We start from the raw sequence: 21985 nt of genomic DNA on the forward strand, positions 1-21985 counted from the left end.
TTTCGTTCTGGCTGAAGCTTAGCTCGTTCGTTTTCGCGGTGTCAAATCGGCCGGTTTCGGCTTCTCGGCTCCGCGACAAACTCGCTTCGCATTCACTTTGTCTTACCGTCCGGAACCGAGGCAGCACTCTGTGCTGCTGATTCTGTCCCGGGGGCTTGTGTTCGCCGCGCTCCGTTCCGGTCTCTCTCCGGCCCGTTCCGCGCTGGCAGAGAGAAAGTTACACCCCGGCCCGCGCGGAGACAAATCGGGGGGTCGCTTACCGCGTCTCCGCAGCTAGGCGTGGTGCGCTTCCCCAGGACGGTGGATGCTGGGCCGGTGCAGCTCTCCCCTCGGCTCGGCCGGTACGCGTTCCACGTCCTCGTGGTCGCGGCTTGCTACTACGTGGGTGCCCAGCTCGGTCTCCTCCAGGCATTGGTCAACGACCAGGTGACGCCGTTGTGGCCGCCGACCGGTGTCGCGGTGCTCGCGCTGCTGCTGGGCGGGCTGAGGATGTGGCCGGGTGTCGCGCTGGGCGCGTTCACGACGAACTCCACGCTGACCGACCTCGGCACCACCGTCCTCATCACGGCCGGCAACACGCTCGCACCGGTGGTCGCCTACCTGTTGTTGAAGAGAGCCGGCTTCCGCCCGGAGATGGACCGCACGCGTGACGCGCTCGCCCTGGTGCTGCTGGGCGGGTTCGTCGGCATGGCGGTCAGCGCGACGATCGGCTCCGGCACGTTGCTGCTGACGGGCGTGATCGGCGGCTCGCTGTTCTGGTCCACGTGGACGGTGTGGTGGACCGGTGACGCGCTGGGCGTGCTGGTGTTCGTGCCGATCGTGCTGGCGCTGCGCTCCCTGCGCCTGCGCCACCACCCGCTGCGCCGGTGGGTGGAGGCGGTCGGGCTGGTCGTGAGCACTGCGGTGGTCATGGCGGTGGCGAGCACGCACGATTTGCGGTTGATGTACCTGGTGTTCCCGTTCCTCATCTGGGCGGCGCTGCGCTTCCAGCACCTGGGCACGGCGCCGTGCGCGTTGATCGCGACGACCCTGGCCGCACGGGGCGCGGCGCGTGCCACGGGTCCGTTCGCGGATCTGGAGCTGGTGGTGCGGATGGTGACGTTGCAGGCGTTCAACGGCACGTCCGTGTTGACGGCGCTGCTGCTGTCGGCGGTGATCGCGGAGCGCAACGCGGCGCGGGCGGCGATCGAGCGCACGGTGGCGCAGCTCGCGGACGTGGTCGCGCAGTACCAGCCGATGGTGCTGGGCGACCTGCTGCCCAAGCCCCCGGAGAAGCGCTGAATGGACGTGGTGGTGGTCGGCGGCGGGCCGGCGGGGCGGGCGTTGGCGCGGGCGTGCGCGGCGCGGGGTCTGGGGACGACGGTGGTCGACCCGAACCCGGCGCGGCCGTGGCGGGCGACGTACGCGGCGTGGGTGGACGAGTTGCCGGAGGACGCGCCGGTCGCGGTGAGCACGTCGAGGGCGCGCGCGGTGACGACGGCGGAGCACGTGATCCCGAGGGGTTACGCGGTGCTCGACAACGTCGGGTTGCGGCGGCTCCCGGACGAGGTGCGGGTGGTCGCGGGTCGGGTGGTCGACCGGACGGCCACGTCGGTGACGTTGGCCGGCGGGCGGGTGCTGACCGGGCGGGTGGTGGACGCGACCGGCGCGATGGGTGGTCGCGCGGCGCAGACGGCGGTGGGTGTGGTGGTGCCCGCGGCGTCGGCGACGCCGTTCGTCGGCCCGGACGAAGCGGTGATCATGGACTGGCGCAGGCCCCCGGCGGCGACGACGAGCGATCCGACGTTCCTCTACGCGATCCCGGTGTCGGCGGACGAGGTGCTGTTGGAGGAGACGTCGTTGGCCCGTCGGCCGGGTCTGCCGCTGGCCGAGCTGCGGCTCCGGCTCCACGCCCGCCTCGCCGCGCAGGACGTCGCGGTGCCGCGGGGTGAGGAGAGGGTGCGCATCCCGTTGGACGGGCGGGCGCGGGACAGGGCGTTCGGCGCGGCGGCGGGGTGGGTGCACCCGGCGACCGGGTACAGCGTGGCGGTGGCGCTGCAGCGGGCGCCGGTGGTGGCGGACGCGCTGGCGCGGGGTCGGGAGGTGAAGCGGTCGGCGGCGGAACGGGCGGTGCGCGCGTTGCGGCTGAGGGGTCTGGCGGCGTTGCTCGCGCTGCCGCCGGACGAGGTGCCGGAATTCTTCAACAGCTTTTTCGAATTGTCCGGCACTCTTCAACGCGCCTACCTCGGCGGGCACGATGACCTGCGCGGAACCGTGCGGGCGATGCTCCGGCTGTTCGGCTCGGCGTCCTGGGTTATGCGAGGTCGCCTGGCATTCCCTGTGCAATCGGCCAAAAGTGCGAGAACAGTCGGTTAACGGTCTCGGCAAAAGAAGATCGACCGGGCACGATCGACCGCGTGCCCGCCTTGCTGGATGACGTTCGCTTCGCCTTCCAGCCGTTGTTCAACCTCCACACCGGAGGGGTCGTGGCGGTTGAAGCGCTGGCCCGACCGCACGACGGCACCGTGCAGGACCTGCTGCGGATGGCGTTCCGCGCCGGGTACCTGGCCAACACCGACGTGGCCCTCGCGTGCCGCGCGGTCCGGCACGCGGCCGACCACGGCCTGGGCGTGCCGCTGCACGTCAACCTGCTCGCGCTGACCATCGCGGACAAGCCCGAGCTGATGGCCCCGCTGTACGGCGCGCTGCGCGAGGTCGGGCGCGGTCCCGCCGACCTGGTGGTCGAGGTCGGCACGCCGTACTCGCGCGCGCCGCGACGGCTGCTGGTCAAGGGCATCGAGCGGCTGCGGCGGGACGGGTTCCGGATCGGCCTGGACGGCGTCGGCGAGGGCGATTCGCCGTTGTCGCTGCTGGCCGAGGTGCGGCCCGAGGTGGTCAAGCTGGACCGCGAGGTGGTGGTGGCGCTGCCCGCCGACGCCGCCCGGTACGCGATGGTGCAGGCGTTGCAGCACCTGTGCGAGCACACGGGCACGCAGGTGGTGGCCGAGGGCGTGGAGACGGAGGCGGAGCTGGCCGCGCTGCGGCGGCTCGGGGTGCGGCTCGCGCAGGGCAACCTGCTGGCGAGCCCCCAGCGCCGGCCGAAGGTGGACGCGACCATCGCGGCGGTGTTGAGCGAGGTCAACGACCCGGAGGCGGTCACCAGCACGATGACCGCGCCGTTGCGCCGCCAGGCGGGGCCGAGGGTGACCGACTTCCTGCACCCGGCGACCACGCTGCCCGACTCGGCGACGTCCGAGGAGGTGCGCGACGTGCTGGCGAACCAGCCGACGGTCAGCGGCGTGGTGCTCGTGGACGGCGAGGGCAGGCCGCGGTGGACGGTGGACCGCAACCGGTTCCTGCTGGCGGTGACGGGGCCGTTCGGGCACGCGCTGCACGCCAAGCGGGAGGCGGCGCGGTTGGCGGACAGGCCGAAGCTGATCGGGGCCGAGTCGAGCGCGTTGGAGCTGCTGGACGTCGTCGCGCACGCCAACCGGGAGCGCACCAACGACGACTTGGTGGTGGTGGACGACGATGACCGCTGCCTGGGCGTGGTGCGGGTCGCGGACGTGGTGCGCGGGGTGGCCGAGATGAAGGTGGAGCAGGCGGCGGCGCTGAGCCCGTTGACCAGGCTGCCGGGCAGCGACTCGATCGCGCGCGAGGTGGACCGGCGCATCCTGGGCGGCGAGCTGTTCGCGGTGGCGTGGCTGGACGTGGACGCGTTCAAGCGGGTCAACGACTCGGTGGGGTTCGCGGCGGGTGACGACCTGATCCGGGCGATCGGGCGGGCGCTGACCGACGGCGCGGCGTTGCACCCCGGTGTGCAGGTGGGGCACGTCGGCGGGGACGACTTCCTGGTGGTGGCCGGGTTGAACGAGATCGTGCCGTTCGCCGCGGGGGTGCTGGACGCGCCGTTCGAGGCGGAGGGCCGCGGGGTGACGTTGTCGTTGGCGACGTTGATCTGCGCGGCCGGGTCGGTGGGGTCCTACCGCGAGGTGTCGCGGCTGCTGGCGCCGTTGAAGGAGCACGCGAAGTCGCTGCGGGGCACGAGCTGGGTGCTGGGGCGGCCGGGCAGCGACCACGTCGACGTGCTGCGCGGCGGTCCGCATCTGGCGGTAGGTTAGGAAAGTTCACCGCAAAGCCGCATGTGCGGCCCGTTTGGTTACTCATAGCATCAGGCGGACTACCCAGCGTCGGGAGGTCCCTGGTGAGCGAGGTCACCGCCCTACCGCTTCCCCGAGCCGTCTCGGACCTGCCGCTGTCGGTGGGGGTCGAGGAGGAGTTCCTGCTGGTCGACGCGGACACCGGCGTGCTGGTGCCGCTCGCCGGCTCGGTGCTCGGCGGCGTCCGTTCCGCGTTGGACCTCCAGCAGGAGATGACGCTGTACCAGGTGGAGAGCGCCACCGGGGTGTGCCTGAGCATGACCGAGGTGCGGGAGCAGCTGCTGGCGGCGCGGCGGGCGCTGGCGGCGCTGGCCGGCCCGCACGGCGCGCGGATCGTGGCGACCGGGACGCCGGTGCTCGGTGGCCTGCACCCGCCGCCGCTGACCGAGTCCGACCGCTACCGGACGATCGCCGCCGAGTACGGGTCGCTGATCGACGGGCTGACCATCTGCGGGTGCCACGTGCACATCGGCATCCCGGACGAGGACACCGGGGTGCTGATCAGCAACCACCTGCGGCAGTGGCTGCCGGTGCTGCTGGCGATCAGCGCGAACTCGCCGTTCTCGGACGGCCGCGACTCGGGGTACGCGAGCTGGCGCTACCTGGCGTGGAGCCCGTGGCCGTCGGCGGGCGCGCCGCCGTGGTTCGAGTCGGCGGAGGACTACCACCGGTGGGCGCGGGTGCTGCGGACGGGCGGGGCGGCGCTGGACCCCGCGATGGTCTACTGGGACGTGCGCCTGTCGGCGCGTCACCCGACCGTGGAGCTGCGGGTGTGCGACGTGGCGGCGACCGTGGACGAGGCCGTGGTGCTGGCGGCCCTGGTGCGGGCCATCGCGGTCACGGCGCTGGCCGGTGCGCCCGCGCAGCGCGTGCCCGACCTGGTGCTGCGGACCGCGTTGTGGCGGGCGGCCCGCGACGGGTTGGACGGCGCGGGGATCGAGCCGCGCAGCGGCCGGCTGGTGCCCGCGGCGGACATGGCGCGGGCGTTGGTGGACTGGACCCGGCCGGCGCTGCGCGCGGCCGGCGACGAGGACCTGGTGGTCGACGGCGTGGACCGGGTGCTGCTGGACGGCACGGGCGCGGTGCGGCAGCGACGGGCGTTCCGGCGGCGCGGTTCGCTCGTGGACGTGGTCGAGATGCTCGTGGCGCAGACCTGAGGTGTGGGCCCGGCGGGCAGGGGCACCCTTGTCGTACGCGAACGAAGGAGGTTCGGTATGACCACCGCACGGGAGATCATGAACTCCGGTGTCCAGTGCATCAAGGAGGACCAGAGCCTGCTCGACGCGGCGACGATGATGCGCGACCTGGGCGTCGGCTCGTTGCCGATCTGCGGCAAGGACGACCGGCTGCACGGCATCATCACCGATCGCGACATCGTGCTGCGCTGCGTGGCCGAGGGTCGTGACCCCGCGTCCATGAGGGCCGGTGACATGTCCGGTCACCTGCACTGGGTCGAGGCGAACGACGACCTGTCCCACGTGCTGCGGACGATGGAGGACAACCAGATCCGCAGGCTCCCGGTGATCGAGGACCACCGCCTGGTCGGCATGGTGTCGGAGGCGGACCTCGCCCGTCACCTGGACGAGTCGCAGATCGCGGAGTTCGTGGAGCGCGTCTACGCCCGGTGACGGTCCCGGGTTCGACACGGGTCGGAAGCGGGAAAAGCGTCCTCGCCGGACCGGCGAGGACGCTTTTCCCGCTTTGTGCCCGGTCCGGGTCAGACCGTGAACCCCAGGGCGCGCAACTGCTCGCGACCGTCGTCCGTGATCTTCTCCGGGCCCCACGGCGGCATCCAGACCCAGTTGATGCGGAAGTCGTTGACGATCCCGCCGCCACCGCCGCCGACCAGCGCCGACCGCGTCTGGTCCTCGATGACGTCGGTCAGCGGGCACGCGGCCGACGTCAGGGTCATGTCGATGAGCGCGACGTTCTCCTCGTCCACGCGGATGTCGTAGACCAGGCCCAGGTCCACGACGTTGATGCCCAGCTCGGGGTCGACGACGTCGCGCATGGCCTCCTCGACGTCGTCCACCGCGGCCACGTCGGCCTTCGGCGCGGGCGGTTCGGGCATGCCCTCGATGCCGCGCACCACGTCCTCTTCGGCGGTCATGCCTTTGCTCCCTCGCTGCGTGCCACCGCGTCCTTGAACGCCATCCAGCCCAGCAGCGCGCACTTCACGCGCGCCGGGTACTTCGCCACGCCCGCGAACGCGATGCCGTCCTCCAGGACGTCCTCGTCGGGCTCCACCTGACCACGGCCCTGCATCAGCTCGACGAACGCGTCCATCTTCTCGAACGCCTCCCCCAGCGGCCGACCCACCACCAGGTCGGTCAGCACCGAGGTGGACGCCTGGCTGATGGAACAGCCCTGCCCGTCGTACGACACGTCGCGCACGGTGTCGCCGTCCAGGGACACCCGCAGCGTCACCTCGTCGCCGCACGTGGGGTTGATCTGGTGCGACTCGGCGTCGTACGGGTCGCGCAGGCCGCGGCCGTGCGGGTTCTTGTAGTGGTCCAGGATGATCTCCTGGTACATCTGCTGCAACTGCATCAAGCCCACCCGTGAGTCATCGAACGCCGAAGAACTTCTGCGCCTCGCGGACGGCGTCGACCAGCGCGGTCACCTCGTCCACCGTGTTGTACAGGTAGAAGCTGGCCCGCACGGTCGCGGCGGCGTCCATCCGCCGGTGCAGGGGCCACGCGCAGTGGTGGCCGACGCGCACCGCGACGCCCAGGCTGTCGAGCACCTGGCCGGCGTCGTGGGCGTGGATGCCCTCCACCACGAACGACACCGCGCCGCCCCGGTCCACCGCGTCCAGCGGGCCGACGATCCGCACGCCGGGGATCGCGGACAGGCCGCGCAGCGCCGCCTCGGTGAGCTGGTGCTCGTGCGCGGCGACGCGGTCCATGCCGATGGCGTTGAGGTAGTCCACCGCCGCGCCCAGAGCCACCGCCTGCGACGTCATGGGCACGCCCGCCTCGAACCGCGCGGGCGGAGGGGCGAACGTCGACTTGGCCATGTGGACCATCTCGATCATCGATCCGCCGGTGAGGAACGGCGGCAGGGCCTCCAGCAGCTCGCGGCGGCCGTACAGGACCCCGATGCCGGACGGGCCGAGCATCTTGTGGCCGCTGAACACCGCGAAGTCCACGCCGAGGGCCTTGAAGTCGACCGGGCCGTGCGGCACGGACTGGCACGCGTCCAGCACGGTGAGCGCGCCCACCGCGCGGGCCGCGTCCGCGAGCACGCGCACCGGGTTGACGGTGCCGAGCACGTTGGACTGGTGGGTGAACGCGACGACCTTCGTCTTCGGGGTGATCAGCTCGTCGATGCCCGACAGGTCCAGCCGGCCCTCGTCGGTGACGCCGAACCAGCGCAGCGTGGCGCCGGTGCGGGCGGCCAGCTGCTGCCACGGCACAAGGTTCGCGTGGTGCTCCATCTCGGTCACGACGATCTCGTCGCCGGGGCCGATGCGGAACCGCTCGGCCTCGGGACCGGCGGTGGCCGCGTTGCCCATCGCGTACGCGACGAGGTTCACGCCCTCGGTCGCGTTCTTGGTGAACACGATCTCGCCGTACTGCACGCCCACGAAGTCGGCGATCTTCTGCCGCGCGCCCTCGTAGGCGTCGGTGGCCTCCTCGGCCAGCTGGTGCGCCCCGCGGTGGACCGCGGCGTTGGCGGTCTCCAGGAAGGCGCGCTCGGCGTCGAGGACCTGCCTCGGCCGCTGCGAGGTGGCGCCGGAGTCCAGGTAGACCAGCCGCTTGCCCTCCCGCACGGTGCGGCCCAGGATCGGGAAGTCCGCCCGGACGCCTACGACGTCCAGTGGAGTAGCGGTGGTGGTCACTGCTCCGACGCCTCCTCTCGATACGTGTTCACGGACGGTTGCACGACAGGTGCAACGTCAGCCGATGCTGGCGGCTTCCTGCTTGCCGATGTACTTCACGTAACCCTCGGCCTCGAGCTTGTCGGCCAGCTCCGGGCCGCCGGACTCGGCGATGCGGCCTCCTGCGAAGACGTGCACGAAGTCGGGCGAGATGTACTTCAGGATCCGGGTGTAGTGCGTGATCAGCATCACGCCGACCTCGCTGGACCCCTTGTACCGGTTCACGCCCTCGGACACGACGCGCAGCGCGTCGACGTCCAGGCCGGAGTCGGTCTCGTCCAGGATCGCGATCTTCGGCTTGAGCAGGCCGAGCTGCAGGATCTCGTGGCGCTTCTTCTCACCGCCGGAGAAGCCCTCGTTGACCGAGCGCTCCGCGAAGGCCGGGTCGATGTCCAGGTCGGACATCGCCTCCTTGACCTCCTTGACCCAGTGGCGCAGCTTCGGCGCCTCGCCGCGCACGGAGGTGGCCGCGGTGCGCAGGAAGTTCGACATCGAGACGCCGGGCACCTCGACCGGGTACTGCATGGCGAGGAACAGACCCGCGCGGGCGCGCTCGTCCACGGTCATCTCCAGCACGTCCTCGCCGTCCAGCAGCACGCTGCCGGAGGTGATCTCGTACTTGGGGTGCCCGGCGATGGCGTAGGACAAGGTGGACTTGCCCGAGCCGTTGGGGCCCATGATCGCGTGGGTCTCGCCTGCCTTGATCGTCAGGTCGACGCCCTTGAGGATCTCCTTGGCACCGTCGTCGGTGTTGACCGAGACGTGCAGGTCCTTGATCTCCAGAGTGGCCATTGGTGCTTCGTTCTCCTGGTGTTGCGAGCGAAAGTCAGTTCAGAGCCGTGGTGACGTCCACGTAGACGTCACCACCGCGGAGCTCGACGGCGAACACGTCGACCGGCTCGGTGGCGGGCGGCGAGGACGGGCGGCCGGTGCGCAGGTCGAAGCACGACCCGTGCAGCCAGCACTCCACGCCCTTGCGCGTCACCTCGCCCTCGCTGAGCGCGACCTCGGCGTGCGAGCACAGGTCGCGCAGCGCGTGCACGGCGTCGCCGTCGCGGACGAGCACGACCGGGGTGTACTCGTCGCCGACCTCGAACGCCGCGGGCTTGCGGTCGTCGAGGTCGGTCAGCGAGCACACCCTGATCACACGCCCACCGCTTCGAGTTCCGCCTCGATGGCGGCTTCCAGGCGCTCGCGCACCTCGGGGACACCGATCTTGAGCAGGATCTCGTGGAAGAACCCGCGCACGACCAGCCGGCGCGCCTGCTCCTCCGGGATGCCGCGGGCCTGCAGGTAGAACAGCTGCTCGTCGTCGAACCGGCCGGTGGCGCTGGCGTGGCCCGCGCCTTCGATCTCGCCGGTCTCGATCTCCAGGTTCGGCACCGAGTCGGCGCGGGCGCCGTCGGTGAGCACCAGGTTGCGGTTGAGCTCGAAGGTCTCGGTGCCCTCCGCCGCGGCGCGGATCAGCACGTCGCCGATCCACACGGTGTGCGCGTCCTCGCCCTGCAACGCGCCCTTGTAGACCACGTTGCTGCGGCAGTTGGACACCGCGTGGTCGATGAAGGTGCGGTGCTCCAAGTGCTGGCCCGCGTCGGCGAAGTACAGGCCGAGCAGCTCGGCGTCGCCGCCGCGCCCGGTGTAGGTGACGACCGGGGTGAGGCGGACGACGTTGCCGCCGAGGGTGATGACGGTGTGCTTGAACGTGGCGTCACGGCCCAGCTTGGCGTGGTGCGCGGAGACGTGCACCGCGTCGTCGGCCCAGTCCTGGATGGCGACCACGGTCAGGTGCGCGCCGTCGCCGACGACGAACTCGACGTTGTCGGCGTACGCGCCGGAGCCGCGGTGGTCGATGACGACGACGGCCTCGGCGAACGGCTTGGCGTGCACGTGCAGGTGGCCGTAGGCGACCTTGCCCGCGCCCGCGCCGGTCACGGTGATCGTGGTCGGCTCGGACTTCGCGTCACCGGGCAGGGTGACGACGGTGGCCTCGGTGAACGACGACCACGCCTGGGCGGCGATGCGGTCACCGGGGGTGCCCGCGCTGCCCAGCCGCTCGTCGCCGCGCGCCGCGGTCTCGACCGCGACGCCCTCCGGCGCGGTGACCTCGACGGTCGCCGTGCCGGTCGCCTCGGCGCCGTTGTGCAGGTTCGCCAGGCGCTTCATGGGGGTGAAGCGCCAGATCTCCTCGCGACCGCCGGGCACCTCGAACGCGTTCACGTCGAACGACGTGAAGTGGTCCGCTCGGGAGGCCACCGGGGCCGTGCCCGTCTTTTCGGCGCGACCGTGCGAGTGGGCCGTCAGGCCGTGTTGCTGTTGTTCGGTGGTGACGGCCATGTCAGCCGACGGCCCCTTCCATCTGCAGCTCGATCAGGCGGTTCAGCTCGAGGGCGTACTCCATCGGCAGCTCGCGCGCGATGGGCTCGACGAACCCGCGCACGATCATCGCCATGGCCTCGTCCTCGTTGAGACCGCGGGACATCAGGTAGAACAGCTGGTCCTCGGAGACCTTCGAGACCGTGGCCTCGTGGCCCATCGACACGTCGTCCTCGCGGACGTCGACGTAGGGGTAGGTGTCCGAGCGGCTGATGTTGTCCACCAGCAGCGCGTCGCACTTGACCGTGGACTTCGAGTGGTGCGCCCGCTTGTTGACCTGCACGAGGCCGCGGTAGGAGGTGCGGCCACCGCCGCGCGCCACCGACTTCGACACGATCGTGGACGACGTGTGCGGCGCCATGTGGACCATCTTCGCGCCCGCGTCCTGGTGCTGGCCCTCGCCCGCGAACGCGATCGAGAGGACCTCGCCCTTGGCGTGCTCGCCCATGAGGAACACGGCCGGGTACTTCATGGTGACCTTGGAGCCGATGTTGCCGTCGATCCACTCCATGGTCGCGCCCTCTTCGGCCTTGGCGCGCTTGGTGACCAGGTTGTAGACGTTGTTCGACCAGTTCTGGATGGTCGTGTAGCGGCAACGACCACCCTTCTTGACGATGATCTCCACGACGGCGGAGTGCAGCGAGTCCGACGAGTAGATCGGCGCGGTGCAGCCCTCGACGTAGTGCACGTAGGCGCCCTCGTCGACGATGATCAGCGTGCGCTCGAACTGACCCATGTTCTCGGTGTTGATCCGGAAGTAGGCTTGGAGCGGGATGTCGACGTGCACGCCCTTCGGCACGTAGATGAACGAGCCGCCCGACCACACTGCGGAGTTCAGCGCGGAGAACTTGTTGTCACCCGACGGGATGACGGAGCCGAAGTACTCCTTGAACAGCTCCGGGTGCTCGCGCAGGCCCGTGTCCGTGTCGAGGAAGATGACGCCCTGCTCCTCGAGGTCCTCGCGGATCTTGTGGTAGACGACCTCGGACTCGTACTGGGCCGCGACGCCGGACACCAGGCGCTGCTTCTCCGCCTCGGGGATGCCCAGGCGGTCGTAGGTGTTCTTGATCTCGTCGGGCAGGTCGTCCCAGGTCGCCGCCTGCTTCTCGGTCGACCGGACGAAGTACTTGATGTTGTCGAAGTCGATGCCCGACAGGTCCGAACCCCAGGTGGGCATCGGCTTGCGGTCGAACAGGCGCAGCGCCTTCAGCCGGAAGTCCAGCATCCACTCGGGCTCGTTCTTCTTCGCCGAGATGTCCCGAACGACTTCCTCGTTCAGGCCCCGGCGAGCGCTCGCGCCTGCCACGTCCGAGTCGGCCCAGCCGAACTCGTAGTTGCCGATGCTCGCCAGGGTCTCTTCCTGGGTGAGCGGGGCTGTGGTGGTGCGCTGCTCGGCAGCGGCAGTCATGCGGGCTCCCCTCCATCTGGGATCCGGGGTGTGTTCGGGATGTGCGTCGTGCACACGGCATCGCCGCGGGCGATGGTGGCCAGGCGCTGGACGTGCGTGCCGAGCAGGTCGGCGAACGCCGCCGTCTCGGTCTCGCACAGCTGCGGGAACTCCGCCGCTACGTGCGCCACCGGGCACAGGTGCTGGCAGAGCTGCTCGCCCGCCCCCACGTGGCGCGCCGAGGCAGCGTAGCCCTCCCTGGTCAGCGCCACCGCGAGGGCCTTGGCCCGGTCCGCGGCGTCGGGCTGGGTGACGATGGCCGCGCGGTGCCGGTCGACGAATGCGGACACCCGTCGTTCGGCGAAGGTCCGTACCGCCTCCTCCCCGCCCTGTTCGGCGAGGAACCGCAACGCGGCCACGGCGAGGTCGTCGTAGGCGTGCCCGAAGCGGGCCCGCCCCTGCTCGGTCAGCAGGAACAGCTTGGCCGGGCGACCCCGACCGCGCTGGCCCCGGCGCGGGGCCTCCCTGCTGCTCGCCTCACCGTCGGCCACCAGCGCGTCGATGTGCCGGCGCACCGCCGTGGGGCTCAGGCCCAGCTGCTCCGCGACCGAGGCCGCGGTCACCGGGCCCTGCTCCAGGAGGAGCCGTGCGACGGCGTGCCGGGTACGGCCGTCGTGCCCGGACGGCACAGCGGTCGATTCGATCCCGGCGTTTTTCACAACACCAGTGTTGCGTATTTCGCGTGCGGTCGCAAAGATCGGCCCGTGTCGGGTGACCCGAGTCACGCGACCAGGCCGGTCGCTACCCTTCGGGACGTGGCGGCGGGCGGAATGGTGATGGCGAACCGGAGCGAGATCGGCGAGGCAGCACCCCTCGACGCGCCCGAACGGCGACAACTCGACGTCATCCGCCGCTGGGGCACCGTCGGGGCGCTGCTGGTGGCCGTCGGCTCCCTCGGGTCCGGCGCGGCGCCCGTGTTCAGCCCGTTGCCGGGCACGCCGCTGCTGGGGCTGTTCGTGCGCATGCCCAGCGCGTCCATGGGCGCGGTGTGGACCGGCATGTTCCTCATCGTGTCGGCGTGGCTGTGGCTGGGCCGGTTCGCCCGGCCGGGCCGCCCCCGGCTGGTGACGCGCAGCCAGCTCGACCGCACGCTGCTGATGTGGATCACGCCGCTGGTGTTCGTGCTGCCCATGTTCAGCCGTGACGTCTACAGCTACCTGGCGCAGTCGCAGATCGCGGCCAACGGGCAGGACCCGTACGAGCTGGGCCCGGCCACGGCGCTGGGCGTGGAGCACGACCTGACCAAGAACGTGCCGAACATCTGGCGCGAGACGCCCGCGCCGTACGGGCCGCTGTTCCTGGCCGCCGGGCGGGTCATCTCGATGGTGACCGGCGACAGCGTGCTGCCCGGCATCTTCCTGCACCGGCTGCTGGGGCTGCTGGGGCTGGCGATGATCGTGTGGGCCCTGCCGCGGCTGGCGCGGCGGTTCGGCGTGCCGCCGGTGAGCGCGCTGTGGCTGGGCGCGGCGAACCCGCTGGTGCTGTTCCACCTGGTCGTGGGCGTGCACAACGAGGGTTTGGCGATCGGCCTGATGCTGGTGGGGCTGGAGCTGGCGCTGCGGAAGATGCCGGTGACGCCCGGCGCGCCGACGACGCGCGAAGAGCTGCTGTGGATCGTGCTCGGGGCGACCATGATCACGATGGGCGCGGCGGTGAAGATCCCGGCCGCGCTGGCGCTCGGGTTCCTCGGCGTGATGATCGCGCGGCGGTGGGGCGGGCGGTTCTCCGACCTGGTGCGGGCGGCGCTGTTGTTGCTGGTCATCTCGGGTGTGGTGATGGTCGGGACGTGCGTGGGCACCGGGCTCGGGTTCGGCTGGGTGGAGACGCTGAACGTCGCCGGGACGGTGAAGAGCTGGATGTCCCCGCCGACCGCGATGGGGTTCATGGGCGGCGGGCTGGGGCTGCTGCTCGGGCTGGGCAACCACACCGAGTCGGTGATCGTGCTGATGCGGATCGTGACGCAGGCCGTGTCGGTGGTGATCGTGGCGACGCTGCTGTGGAAGGCGTTCCGGGGCCGGATCAAGGCGATGAACGGCCTGGGCGCGGGCTTGGGCGCGGTGCTGGTGCTCGGGCCGGTGTTGCAGCCGTGGTACGTGCTGTGGGCCGCGTTGCCGCTGGCCACGGCCGTGCTGGCGCGTCGGTTCCGGGTCTTCGCCACCACCGCGAGCGCCGTGATCGCGGTCATCCTGCCGCCGACGGGCTCGGCGTTCGACGGCCGCGCCTACATCGTGCCGCAGGCCGTGACGGCCGCCCTGATCGCGTTCGGCGTGTGCCTCTTCGTCGCCCGCAAGCAGGTCGTCCCCCTGATCAAGCGCGACCCCCTCCCCGGCTCCGCCTGACCCGCGAGAGTCCCACGTTCGGAACGCGAGAGTCCTACGTTCAGAACACCCGAGTTCAACACTCAGAACGCTGCGGCACTTAGCCCGGCCTGCGCTGAGCGTTGAATTCGGGGGTCGCGAACGTAGGACTCTCGCGCGTTGGGTGTAGGACTCTCGCGGGGTGTAACTGGGGAGGGGCGGTGGGCGAGGTAGGGGGTGCGGGAGGATCGGGGGCCGCGGGGAGGAGGGCGTGATGGTGGACGTGCCCAGGGAGCAGATCCGGTTCGCCGTCGTGCTCAACGGGGGTGTCAGCCTCGCCGTGTGGATGGGCGGGGTCGTGCTCGAGCTCGACCGGCTGACCAGGGGTGACGGCCCGTACGCGGACCTGTTGGACATGGTCGGCAGCACGGCGCGCGCGGACGTCATCACGGGCACGTCGGCAGGGGGCATCAACGGGGCCGCGCTGGCGTTGTCCCAGGTCAACGCGAACGCCCGGCTCGAACGGCTGCGTGACCTGTGGGCCGAGCAGGGGCGCATGGAACAGCTGCTGCGCACCCCGTTCCGCGGCCAGCCGGTGTCGCTGCTGCGAGGTGACGAGTTCTTCCTGCCCCGGCTCCGGGAAGCCCTCGAACGCCTGACCACCGACTTCGCCCCGCAGGAGGACCGCCCGGTCGACCTGCGCATCACCACGACGCTGCTCGCGGGCGTGCCCACGGTCCACCACGACGACCTCGGCCAGACCCTCGTGCAGGCCACCCACCAGGGCAGCTTCTCGTTCCGCCGCGACCCCGACGGCCGGGACGACTTCGCCGCCGACCGGCTCCCGACGCTGGTCGACCGGTTGGCGCTGGCCGCGCGCTCGTCCGCGTCCTTCCCGTTCGCGTTCGAGCCGTCGTTCATCCCGGTCGCACCCGGCGCGCCCGACGGCGACAAGCCGAACATGGCCGACGTCGCCTCCTGGGCCAACGACACCGACAACCGGTCGCGCTACGCCGTCGACGGCGGCGTCCTGGTCAACACGCCCACCAAGGAGGCGTTGGAGGCCATCGACCGGATGCCCGCCGAGGGCCCGGTGCGGCGGGTGATGCTGCTGGTGTTCCCGCACGCCCCCGAGGCGGTCGTGGAGCCGGTCGCCCCGGTGGACGGCGCGCTGCCCAGCACCATCGCCACCGGCGGCAAGCTGCTCGGCGCGTTGACCAGCCAGAGCGGCCGCACCTACGTCGACCGCATCGAGGAGCACAACCGCAACGCCGCCTCACGCCGCGGCGGGCGCAACGCCCTGCTGGACCGGCTGGCGTCGGGCGGCTCGGTCACGGGGAAGCTGTACGCGCTGGCCGAGACCCTGCACGACCACTACGAGGACGTGCGCATCCGGCACGCCGCCCGCGACGTCACGACCCGCCAGTTCGAGGTGCCGGGCGCGAACGCCGCCGGCTGGACGTTCGAACGGGTCCGCGCGGCCGCCGAGGCCGCCCAGCGCGAGTACCGCGCGCAGCACAGCAAGCTGCCGTACGTGCCGACCCGGCCCCAGCCCGCCGCGCTGCCCGAGCACGGCTGGCCGTGGGGCGTCACGATGGCCGAACGGCTCGCCTCCGCCGCGATGGACGTGCTCAAGCGCCTGGTCTGGGTGATGCCGGACGCCCAGCGGCTCGCGCTGGCCCGCACGAACCTGTTCGACGTGCGGGCCAAGCTCCGCGCCGCCCGGATCGAGCTGGACGAGCACTGGACCACCGGCCGCGCGGAGGAGCTGGACCAGGAGTACTGGGAGCGGCGGGTCCGCCGGTTCGCCGCGAAGATGCTGGACGAGCCGGACGGCGTCGGCCGGCGGGTGCGGGAGCAGGTGGACCGGATCGCGGGCGTCCTCGGTGACGCGCACGACATCCTCGACCAGCTCGACGACGAGCAGCTGCGGGTGGGCGAGCTGCGGTCGTGGCACCGGCTGCTGACCGAGCCGCGCACCGACGCCGAGGCCGACGCGGGGCTGGTGGCGGGCGAGCTGCTGCTGTCGCGCGCGCTGGCTCTGGAGGTCGCCACGACGTGCCTGGCCGACGACACCCGAGGCGGCCTGGACCAGGCCGTGGAGCTGGTGCAGATCAGCCTCCAGACGCGCAACGCGTTCGCCGAGTACAGCCTCACCGCCGAGGACAAGGCCGGCGGGGCGTCGCTGAACCGGTTCTCCGGGTTCCTCAAGCGGTCCTGGCGGGTCAACGACTGGATCTGGGGCAGGCTCGACGGCGCGACCATGCTGTGCAAGGTGGTGTTCGACCCGAAGCGGCTGCTGCGGGTGGACCGCCTGACCGGCGGTGGCGGCGACCCCGTCGAACGGGCCGCGGCGAAGGTGGACGAGCTGGTGCTGGCGCTGTTCGGCGACGGCGTGCCGGACGAGCTGGCGCCGTACGTGCGGCGGGCGAAGGACGAGCTGGGCGCGGTCTACGCGAACCCGGACGGCGACCACCCGCCGACGTGCGCGGCGCTGGCCGAGCTGGCGGCGTGGGGCCTGCACACCCGGATCATCTGCGAGGAGCTGCCCGCGTTGCGCGCGGCGATCCTGGCCGACCGGCACGAGGGCGCGGACCGGCGTTCGCGCGGCGAGCTGTTCCTGGAGGAGCAGGCGGCGCTGCTGTCCCGGCTGCCCGTGCGCACGGACGCGGAACGGGTCGAGGTGGGCGTGCGGGGGCTGAGCGCGTTCGACCGGGCGGGCATCGGGCGCGAGCCGCTGGTGCAGGAGGCGAGCAGCGACCAGGTGATCCGGACGGCGGCGACGGCCGCGGCGGTGGCGATCACCGTGGCCGACAGCGACAACTCCGGGCTGGGCACGGCGAAACCGCTGACCAGGACGTTGCGCGGGGCGGCGCTGCTGCCGTACTGGACGATCACCGGGCTGACCAGGGGCGGGCGGCTGGCGCAGTTCCTGGGGCTGCTCGGGTTCGCGCTGGGCGGCGCGCTGCTGGTGCTGTCGCTGTTCGACCTGCTGCCGCCGTGGGCGGTCGGTCCGGCGGCGGCGTTCGGCGGCGGCACGCTGCTGGCCGCGTTCGGCTACGCGGCGCTGCGGTCGGGCACGCTGCTGCACGGGCTGGTGCTGCTGTCGCCGGTGATCCCGCTGGTGACGGTGGCGATCGACCGGACCCGGGACGCGTTGGCGTCCGGGCAGACCGGCGACCAGGCCGTGACGGGCATGGTGGCGGTCGGTGGCGTGCTGCTGGTCGTGGTGGGGTTGCTGGTCATCGGCAGCCTGCCCGCGCCGGTGGGCACGCCGCTGGCCGTGCTGGGCAAGGTGCGGCTGAAGCCGCGGCTGCTGCTGCGGGTGCTGGTGGCGGCGGCGATCGTGGCCGGTGTGTGGGCCGTGGTGCGGTACCGGCTGTACGACCTGAGCCCGGCGCTGGTGGTGATCGGGACGGCCGTCGCGATCCTGTTCGGCGGGGTGACGTCGTACGTGCTGGGCAGTTCGCTGCGGCGGTGGCGGCAGGTGGACGGGGTGTGGGACACGGAGGCCGCCGAGCCGCCCGCGTCCGCGACCGCCGGGTGGGCCGCGGTGTACGGGTCCGTGCTGTTGATCGTCGCCGCGGTGGTGCAGGTGTTCTCGCTGCGGTTCACCGGGTGGGAGGCGGTGCTGGGCACGGCTTTGGCGTTCGGCTTGGTGCTGCTGCTGGTGACGACGTGGTGGGTGCCGTTGCGGGCTCGTCGGACCATCGCGACGTCGTTGGTGGAGCAGCTGTCCATCCTGGACTTCGACCCGGACGACGTGGGCGCGGTGCTGCTGAAGCGGCTGGAGGGCCACGGGATGCTGTTCAAGTTCCTCACCGACCTGGACGACTCCGGCCACCCCCGCCTGACCACCACCGGCCACCGCGTCGCCCACCGCGCGGCCTACCGCTCCACCACCGGCTCCGACCTCGACTAACCCGAGAGTCCTACGTTCGCGCCGCGAGAGTCCTACGTTCAGGACCCCTGAATTCAACGCTCAGCAGAGCTGCGGCCTCGGGCTCGCGTTCTGAGTGTTGAATTCGGGTGTTCTGAACGTAGGACTCTCGCGACCTGAACGTAGGACTCTCGCGGGGGGGTGTCAGGCGGCGAGGGCGGGGGTGCGGGAGGGGGTCGGCAGGCCGAGGGCGCGGGAGTAGAGGGATTCGAAGGTCTCCAGGGTGGTGTCGATGGCGTGCGCGGCGATCATGTCGCTGGACGCGGCGCCCATGCGGGCGGTGACGGTCGGGTCGACGGTCACGGCGTGCAGGCGGTCGGCCAGGCCGCGCACGTCACCCGGCGTGAACAGCCAGCCGTTGCGGCCCGGCTTGCACAGGTGCGGCAACGCCATCGCGTCCGCCACCACCACCGGCTTGCCCGCGGCCATCGCCTCCATCGTGGCCAGGCTCTGGAGCTCGGCGATGCCCGGCATGCAGAACACGTCGGCCGAGGCGTAGGCGTCGAGCAGCTCGGACTCGCTCACGAAGCCGCGGAAGCGGACCCGGTCGGTGATGCCGAGGTCACGGGCCAGCAGCTCCCACTCCGCCCGGCACGAGCCGTCGCCCACGATCTCGGCGTGCAGCCGCGGCACGAGCGCGAGGGCGCGCAGCAGCTCGTCCACCCGCTTCTCCTCGTCCAGCCGCCCCACGAACAGCACGGTCGGCGCGTCGGTGTGCCGCACGGGACGCCGCGACCGGTACCGGTCGATGTCGATGCCGCACGACACCGGCACGGCGCGTTCGGGGAAACCGTTGTCGTGCAGCAGCTGCACGGCCCGCGGCGTCGGCGCGGTCACCACGTCGGCCACGCCGAACACCCGCCCCAGGTCCCGCCACGCCCACCGCGACGCCATGCCCTGCAACCACGCCGGCACGTGCGCGTGCCCGAACAGGTTCTCCGGCATGAAGTGGTTCGTCGCCACGGTCGGGATGCCCGACGCCGCCGCCTGCCGCAGCACGTGCCGGCCGACCACGAAGTGCGCCTGCACGTGCACCAGGTCCGGCCGCAGCTCCTCCAGCAGCAAGCCGACGTCCTTGCGCACCTGCCACGGCAGCCCCACCCGGAACGTGCGGTGGAACGGCGTGCGGTGCGACCGCACCCGGTGCACGGCGATCCCGTCGGCGCGCTCGGTGCGGGCCGCGCCGTCCGGCGACACGCAGATCACGTGCACGTCGTGGCCGCGGCCGGCGAGCCCGGTGGCGAGGCGGTGCGCGAACCGGGCCGCGCCGTTGACGTCCGGGGGGAACGTCTCCGCGGCGATCACGATCCGCATGGCGCGTCCGTTGGTCACTGTCGTCTCCGATCTGGTGGGTACTGCGGGAAGAGTTCGGGTGCGGGCCAGCGCGACGACACCGCCGACGGCGATCACGGCGCACCCGACCTGGGCGGCGCCGACGAGCGGGCTGGTCCGGGTCGCCTCGCCGAGCAGCCCCGCGCCGATGCCGACGGCCACGAGCGGGTCCACCACGGTGAGGCAGGCGACCGCCACGTGCGGCGGTCCGCTGGCGTAGGCGTGCTGGATGAACCAGCCGCCGACGACGAGGGCGGCGGCGATGCCCGCCGCCGAGAGCGCGGTCGACCACGCCAGGCCGCCCTGCTGGACGTCCTGGGACACCGACCGCATGAGCACGGACACGAAGCCGTAGGCGACACCGCCCGCCGCGCCGAAGCCGAGGGCGCGCACCGCCGGGCGGGTCGACAGCACGCCGACCAGGCCCGGGACCGCGATCAGGCCGAGCGCCAGCAGCGCCGCTTTCACCTCGGCCTCCGGCACGACCGCGGTGGACGTGGCGCTGCCCGCGGCCAGGAGCACGAACGCGCCCACGCCGAACGTGGTCCACGCGACCGCGGGCAGCTCGCGGCGGCGACCGTCGAGGACCGCGGTGATGCCGATGGCCACCACGCCGACCGGCTGCACCACGCTCAACGGCGCCATCCCCAGCGCCGCCGCGTGCACACCGGCGCCGAGGACGAGCAGCACCAGGCCCAGCAGCCACCGCGGCCTGCGCAGCAGCTCCAAGACCTTCAACGCGCCTTCACTCGCCCGCACGGCGTCGTGCTGAAGGCGTGCGGCGAAGGCGAAGAACACGGCGCCGAGCACCGCGAGCAGGACGGCGAGCCACGTCATGACGCCTCCTCGCGGCGCAGGACGGCGGAGGCCAGGGCGAACAGCAGGCCGTACAGCAACGCGAACAAAACGCGTTCGAAAAGACCCAGCACGACCGCGCCGTCACCCGGGTACACCACCGAGACGTGACTGACCATGAATGCCACGGAAGTGATGCCTGCGGCGACGGAAATACGACGCAGAGCGGTATTGGAGAGGAACGTCCGGGAAATCAGCCACCCGGCCAGCGGCAGGCTCGCGAACATCACCGCGCCCGCGTACCGGTGCACCGCGCCGGAGAACGACGTGGGCGTGCCGGTCGGGTCGGTCGGGAACACCGCGGCCACCGCCAGGCCCGCCGACCACAGCCCCATCAGCACCGCCACCGGCCCCCGCCTGGGCAGACCCGACCGCACCAGGGCGACGAGCAGGCCGATCGACGCCGCCGCCAGCGTCAGCGCGGTCACGGCCAGCAGCCCGCTGCCGTTGTCCACGAAGATGTAATCGCTGATCGTGTGCGCGACCGGGCTGAGCTCACCGACCGACGACACGTGCAGGTAAACAATCGGGAACAGCGACAGGACCAACCCCACGACAACCAGCGGCAACACCGCCGTCCGCGTTTTCCCCCGGATCTCCACCACGAGGAAAATCTTCGTCCGCAATGACGACCGAAGATATCGGGAACACCCCCGAGACGACCCTGAAGCCACCCGGAGAACCCTGGTGGGGCTGACCCCACCACCGGGGTGGGGCAGGCCACGCCCTAGGCTTCCCCGTCGTGAGCCCGCACCCCCAGCACCCTGCCGTGGAAGTGTCGGGGCTGGTCAAGCGCTACGGCTCCACCGTCGCGGTGAACGGACTCGACCTCACCCTGGACACCGGCACGGTCCTCGCGCTCCTCGGCCCCAACGGCGCCGGGAAGACGACGACCGTCGAGGTGTGCGAGGGGTTCCGGGCGGCCGACGGCGGCGAGGTCCGCGTCCTCGGGCTCGACCCCCGGCGCGACGGCGACCGGCTGCGCCCCCGCATCGGCGTGATGCCGCAGGGCGGCGGCGGCTACCCCGGCGTGCGGGCCGACGAGATGCTGCGCCTCGTGGCCGCGTGCGCCGCCAACCCCCTCGACCCCCGGTGGCTGCTGGACGTGCTCGGGCTCTCGTCGGCCGTGCGCACCCCGTACAAGCGGCTGTCCGGCGGGCAGCAGCAACGCCTGTCGCTGGCGTGCGCGCTCGTCGGGCGGCCCGAGCTGGTGTTCCTGGACGAGCCGACCGCCGGCATGGACCCCCAGGCCCGCCGCCTGGTGTGGGAGCTGGTGTCGGCGCTGCGCGCGGACGGCGTCAGCGTGCTGCTCACCACGCACCTCATGGACGAGGCCGAAGCGCTCGCCGACCACGTCGTCATCGTGGACGCGGGCCGCGTCGTCGCCCAGGGCAGCCCGGCCGAGCTCACCGAGCACCAGGCCGACGACCGGCAGCTGCGCTTCCGCGCCCGGCCCGGCCTGGAGCTGACGTTGCTGCGCGCCGCCCTGCCCGAGGGGTTGCAGGTGCGTGAAGCCAGCCGCGGCACCTACCTCGTGCAGGGCCACATCGACCCGCAGGTCCTCTCCACGGTCACCTCGTGGTGCGCCCAGCAGGGCGTGCTGGCCGAGGAGCTGACCGTGGCCAGGCGCAGCCTGGAGGACGTGTTCCTGGAGCTGACCGGCAGGGAGCTGCGCTCGTGACCGACTCGCCTTCGTTCGCGCCCGGCACGTTCACGCCC

General features: G+C 71.8%; 18 protein-coding genes. 8 read left to right on the plus strand and 10 right to left on the minus strand.

What is annotated here, in order from left to right:
• Positions 1-315 precede the first annotated feature (315 nt).
• The 5 genes from ACIQMJ_RS38410 to ACIQMJ_RS38430 all read left to right on the plus strand — a co-directional run bounded on the left by ACIQMJ_RS38410 (position 316) and on the right by ACIQMJ_RS38430 (position 5767).
• Positions 316-1281 carry an MASE1 domain-containing protein gene (locus tag ACIQMJ_RS38410; RefSeq protein WP_499765943.1) on the plus strand — a complete coding sequence of 322 codons (966 nt, stop codon included), beginning with the start codon at positions 316-318 and terminating at the stop codon, positions 1279-1281.
• Positions 1282-2355, plus strand: a complete 1074-nt coding sequence (locus tag ACIQMJ_RS38415) for a lycopene cyclase family protein (RefSeq protein WP_499765944.1) — start codon at positions 1282-1284, stop codon at positions 2353-2355. It abuts the gene before it with no gap.
• A 41-nt stretch (positions 2356-2396) separates the two neighbouring features.
• Positions 2397-4100, plus strand: a complete 1704-nt coding sequence (locus tag ACIQMJ_RS38420) for an EAL domain-containing protein (protein ID WP_499765945.1) — start codon at positions 2397-2399, stop codon at positions 4098-4100.
• Between the two features lie 83 nt (positions 4101-4183).
• Positions 4184-5296 carry a carboxylate-amine ligase gene (locus tag ACIQMJ_RS38425; protein WP_499765946.1) on the plus strand — a complete coding sequence of 371 codons (1113 nt, stop codon included), beginning with the start codon at positions 4184-4186 and terminating at the stop codon, positions 5294-5296.
• A gap of 57 nt (positions 5297-5353) precedes the next feature.
• Entirely contained in the window at positions 5354-5767 is a 414-nt protein-coding gene (locus tag ACIQMJ_RS38430; protein ID WP_499765947.1) for a CBS domain-containing protein, read from the plus strand.
• Between the two features lie 89 nt (positions 5768-5856).
• On the opposite strand, the gene ACIQMJ_RS38435 is transcribed toward ACIQMJ_RS38430, so the two are convergent.
• From ACIQMJ_RS38435 to ACIQMJ_RS38470, 8 genes are read right to left on the minus strand one after another with little or no spacing between them, the layout of a single operon-like run.
• Positions 5857-6249, minus strand: coding sequence for a metal-sulfur cluster assembly factor (locus tag ACIQMJ_RS38435; protein ID WP_073894741.1), 393 nt, complete (start codon positions 6247-6249; stop codon positions 5857-5859).
• Positions 6246-6689 (minus strand): Fe-S cluster assembly sulfur transfer protein SufU, encoded by a 444-nt coding sequence (gene sufU, locus ACIQMJ_RS38440; protein WP_141982468.1) that lies wholly within the window; start codon positions 6687-6689, stop codon positions 6246-6248. The genes ACIQMJ_RS38435 and sufU overlap by 4 nt, the downstream gene beginning before the upstream one ends.
• 16 nt (positions 6690-6705) lie before the next feature.
• On the minus strand, positions 6706-7983 hold the full coding sequence (locus ACIQMJ_RS38445) for a cysteine desulfurase (RefSeq protein ID WP_499765948.1): 1278 nt from the start codon (positions 7981-7983) through the stop codon (positions 6706-6708).
• Between the two features lie 57 nt (positions 7984-8040).
• A complete protein-coding gene (sufC, locus tag ACIQMJ_RS38450; protein ID WP_499765949.1) occupies positions 8041-8814 on the minus strand; it encodes a Fe-S cluster assembly ATPase SufC in 774 nt (257 codons plus the stop codon).
• Between the two features lie 34 nt (positions 8815-8848).
• Positions 8849-9169, minus strand: coding sequence for a non-heme iron oxygenase ferredoxin subunit (locus ACIQMJ_RS38455; protein WP_499765950.1), 321 nt, complete (start codon positions 9167-9169; stop codon positions 8849-8851).
• Entirely contained in the window at positions 9166-10356 is a 1191-nt protein-coding gene (gene sufD, locus ACIQMJ_RS38460) for a Fe-S cluster assembly protein SufD (RefSeq protein WP_499765951.1), read from the minus strand. Before sufD ends, ACIQMJ_RS38455 begins: the two co-directional genes overlap by 4 nt.
• A gap of 1 nt (position 10357) precedes the next feature.
• Positions 10358-11803 (minus strand): Fe-S cluster assembly protein SufB, encoded by a 1446-nt coding sequence (gene sufB, locus ACIQMJ_RS38465; protein ID WP_141982463.1) that lies wholly within the window; start codon positions 11801-11803, stop codon positions 10358-10360.
• Positions 11800-12501, minus strand: a complete 702-nt coding sequence (locus ACIQMJ_RS38470) for a helix-turn-helix transcriptional regulator (protein ID WP_499765952.1) — start codon at positions 12499-12501, stop codon at positions 11800-11802. Before ACIQMJ_RS38470 ends, sufB begins: the two co-directional genes overlap by 4 nt.
• A gap of 111 nt (positions 12502-12612) precedes the next feature.
• Here ACIQMJ_RS38470 and mptB point away from each other — a divergent pair, with 111 nt between their 5' ends.
• The gene (gene mptB / locus ACIQMJ_RS38475; RefSeq protein WP_499766009.1) at positions 12613-14181 is read left to right on the plus strand and encodes a polyprenol phosphomannose-dependent alpha 1,6 mannosyltransferase MptB; all 1569 of its coding nucleotides are present in this window, start codon (positions 12613-12615) and stop codon (positions 14179-14181) included.
• Positions 14182-14413: 232 nt separating this feature from the next.
• On the plus strand, positions 14414-18061 hold the full coding sequence (locus ACIQMJ_RS38480) for a patatin-like protein (RefSeq protein WP_499765953.1): 3648 nt from the start codon (positions 14414-14416) through the stop codon (positions 18059-18061).
• Positions 18062-18223: 162 nt separating this feature from the next.
• On the opposite strand, the gene ACIQMJ_RS38485 is transcribed toward ACIQMJ_RS38480, so the two are convergent.
• A complete protein-coding gene (locus ACIQMJ_RS38485; protein ID WP_499765954.1) occupies positions 18224-20248 on the minus strand; it encodes a glycosyltransferase in 2025 nt (674 codons plus the stop codon).
• The gene (locus ACIQMJ_RS38490; protein WP_499765955.1) at positions 20245-20892 is read right to left on the minus strand and encodes a DUF998 domain-containing protein; all 648 of its coding nucleotides are present in this window, start codon (positions 20890-20892) and stop codon (positions 20245-20247) included. The genes ACIQMJ_RS38485 and ACIQMJ_RS38490 overlap by 4 nt, the downstream gene beginning before the upstream one ends.
• A gap of 116 nt (positions 20893-21008) precedes the next feature.
• On the opposite strand from ACIQMJ_RS38490, the gene ACIQMJ_RS38495 reads away from it, so the two are divergent.
• Positions 21009-21947 carry an ABC transporter ATP-binding protein gene (locus ACIQMJ_RS38495; protein ID WP_499765956.1) on the plus strand — a complete coding sequence of 313 codons (939 nt, stop codon included), beginning with the start codon at positions 21009-21011 and terminating at the stop codon, positions 21945-21947.
• Positions 21948-21985 lie beyond the last annotated feature (38 nt).

Origin of the sequence: Actinosynnema sp. NPDC091369 (assembly GCF_044757065.1) — a bacterium.
In the GTDB taxonomy this organism is placed as follows: Bacteria; Actinomycetota; Actinomycetes; order Mycobacteriales; family Pseudonocardiaceae; genus Actinosynnema.

Excerpts from the sequence above, each read along its gene's own strand:
- ACIQMJ_RS38415 (WP_499765944.1), top strand. The coding sequence starts at position 1,282 with ATGGACGTGGTGGTGGTCGGCGGCGGGCCGGCGGGGCGGGCGTTGGCG.
- ACIQMJ_RS38430 (WP_499765947.1), top strand. The coding sequence starts at position 5,354 with ATGACCACCGCACGGGAGATCATGAACTCCGGTGTCCAGTGCATCAAG.
- ACIQMJ_RS38435 (WP_073894741.1), bottom strand. The coding sequence starts at position 6,249 with ATGACCGCCGAAGAGGACGTGGTGCGCGGCATCGAGGGCATGCCCGAA.
- sufU (WP_141982468.1), bottom strand. The coding sequence starts at position 6,689 with ATGCAGTTGCAGCAGATGTACCAGGAGATCATCCTGGACCACTACAAG.
- sufC (WP_499765949.1), bottom strand. The coding sequence starts at position 8,814 with ATGGCCACTCTGGAGATCAAGGACCTGCACGTCTCGGTCAACACCGAC.
- sufD (WP_499765951.1), bottom strand. The coding sequence starts at position 10,356 with ATGGCCGTCACCACCGAACAACAGCAACACGGCCTGACGGCCCACTCG.
- sufB (WP_141982463.1), bottom strand. The coding sequence starts at position 11,803 with ATGACTGCCGCTGCCGAGCAGCGCACCACCACAGCCCCGCTCACCCAG.
- mptB (WP_499766009.1), top strand. The coding sequence starts at position 12,613 with ATGGTGATGGCGAACCGGAGCGAGATCGGCGAGGCAGCACCCCTCGAC.
- ACIQMJ_RS38480 (WP_499765953.1), top strand. The coding sequence starts at position 14,414 with ATGGTGGACGTGCCCAGGGAGCAGATCCGGTTCGCCGTCGTGCTCAAC.
- ACIQMJ_RS38485 (WP_499765954.1), bottom strand. The coding sequence starts at position 20,248 with ATGACGTGGCTCGCCGTCCTGCTCGCGGTGCTCGGCGCCGTGTTCTTC.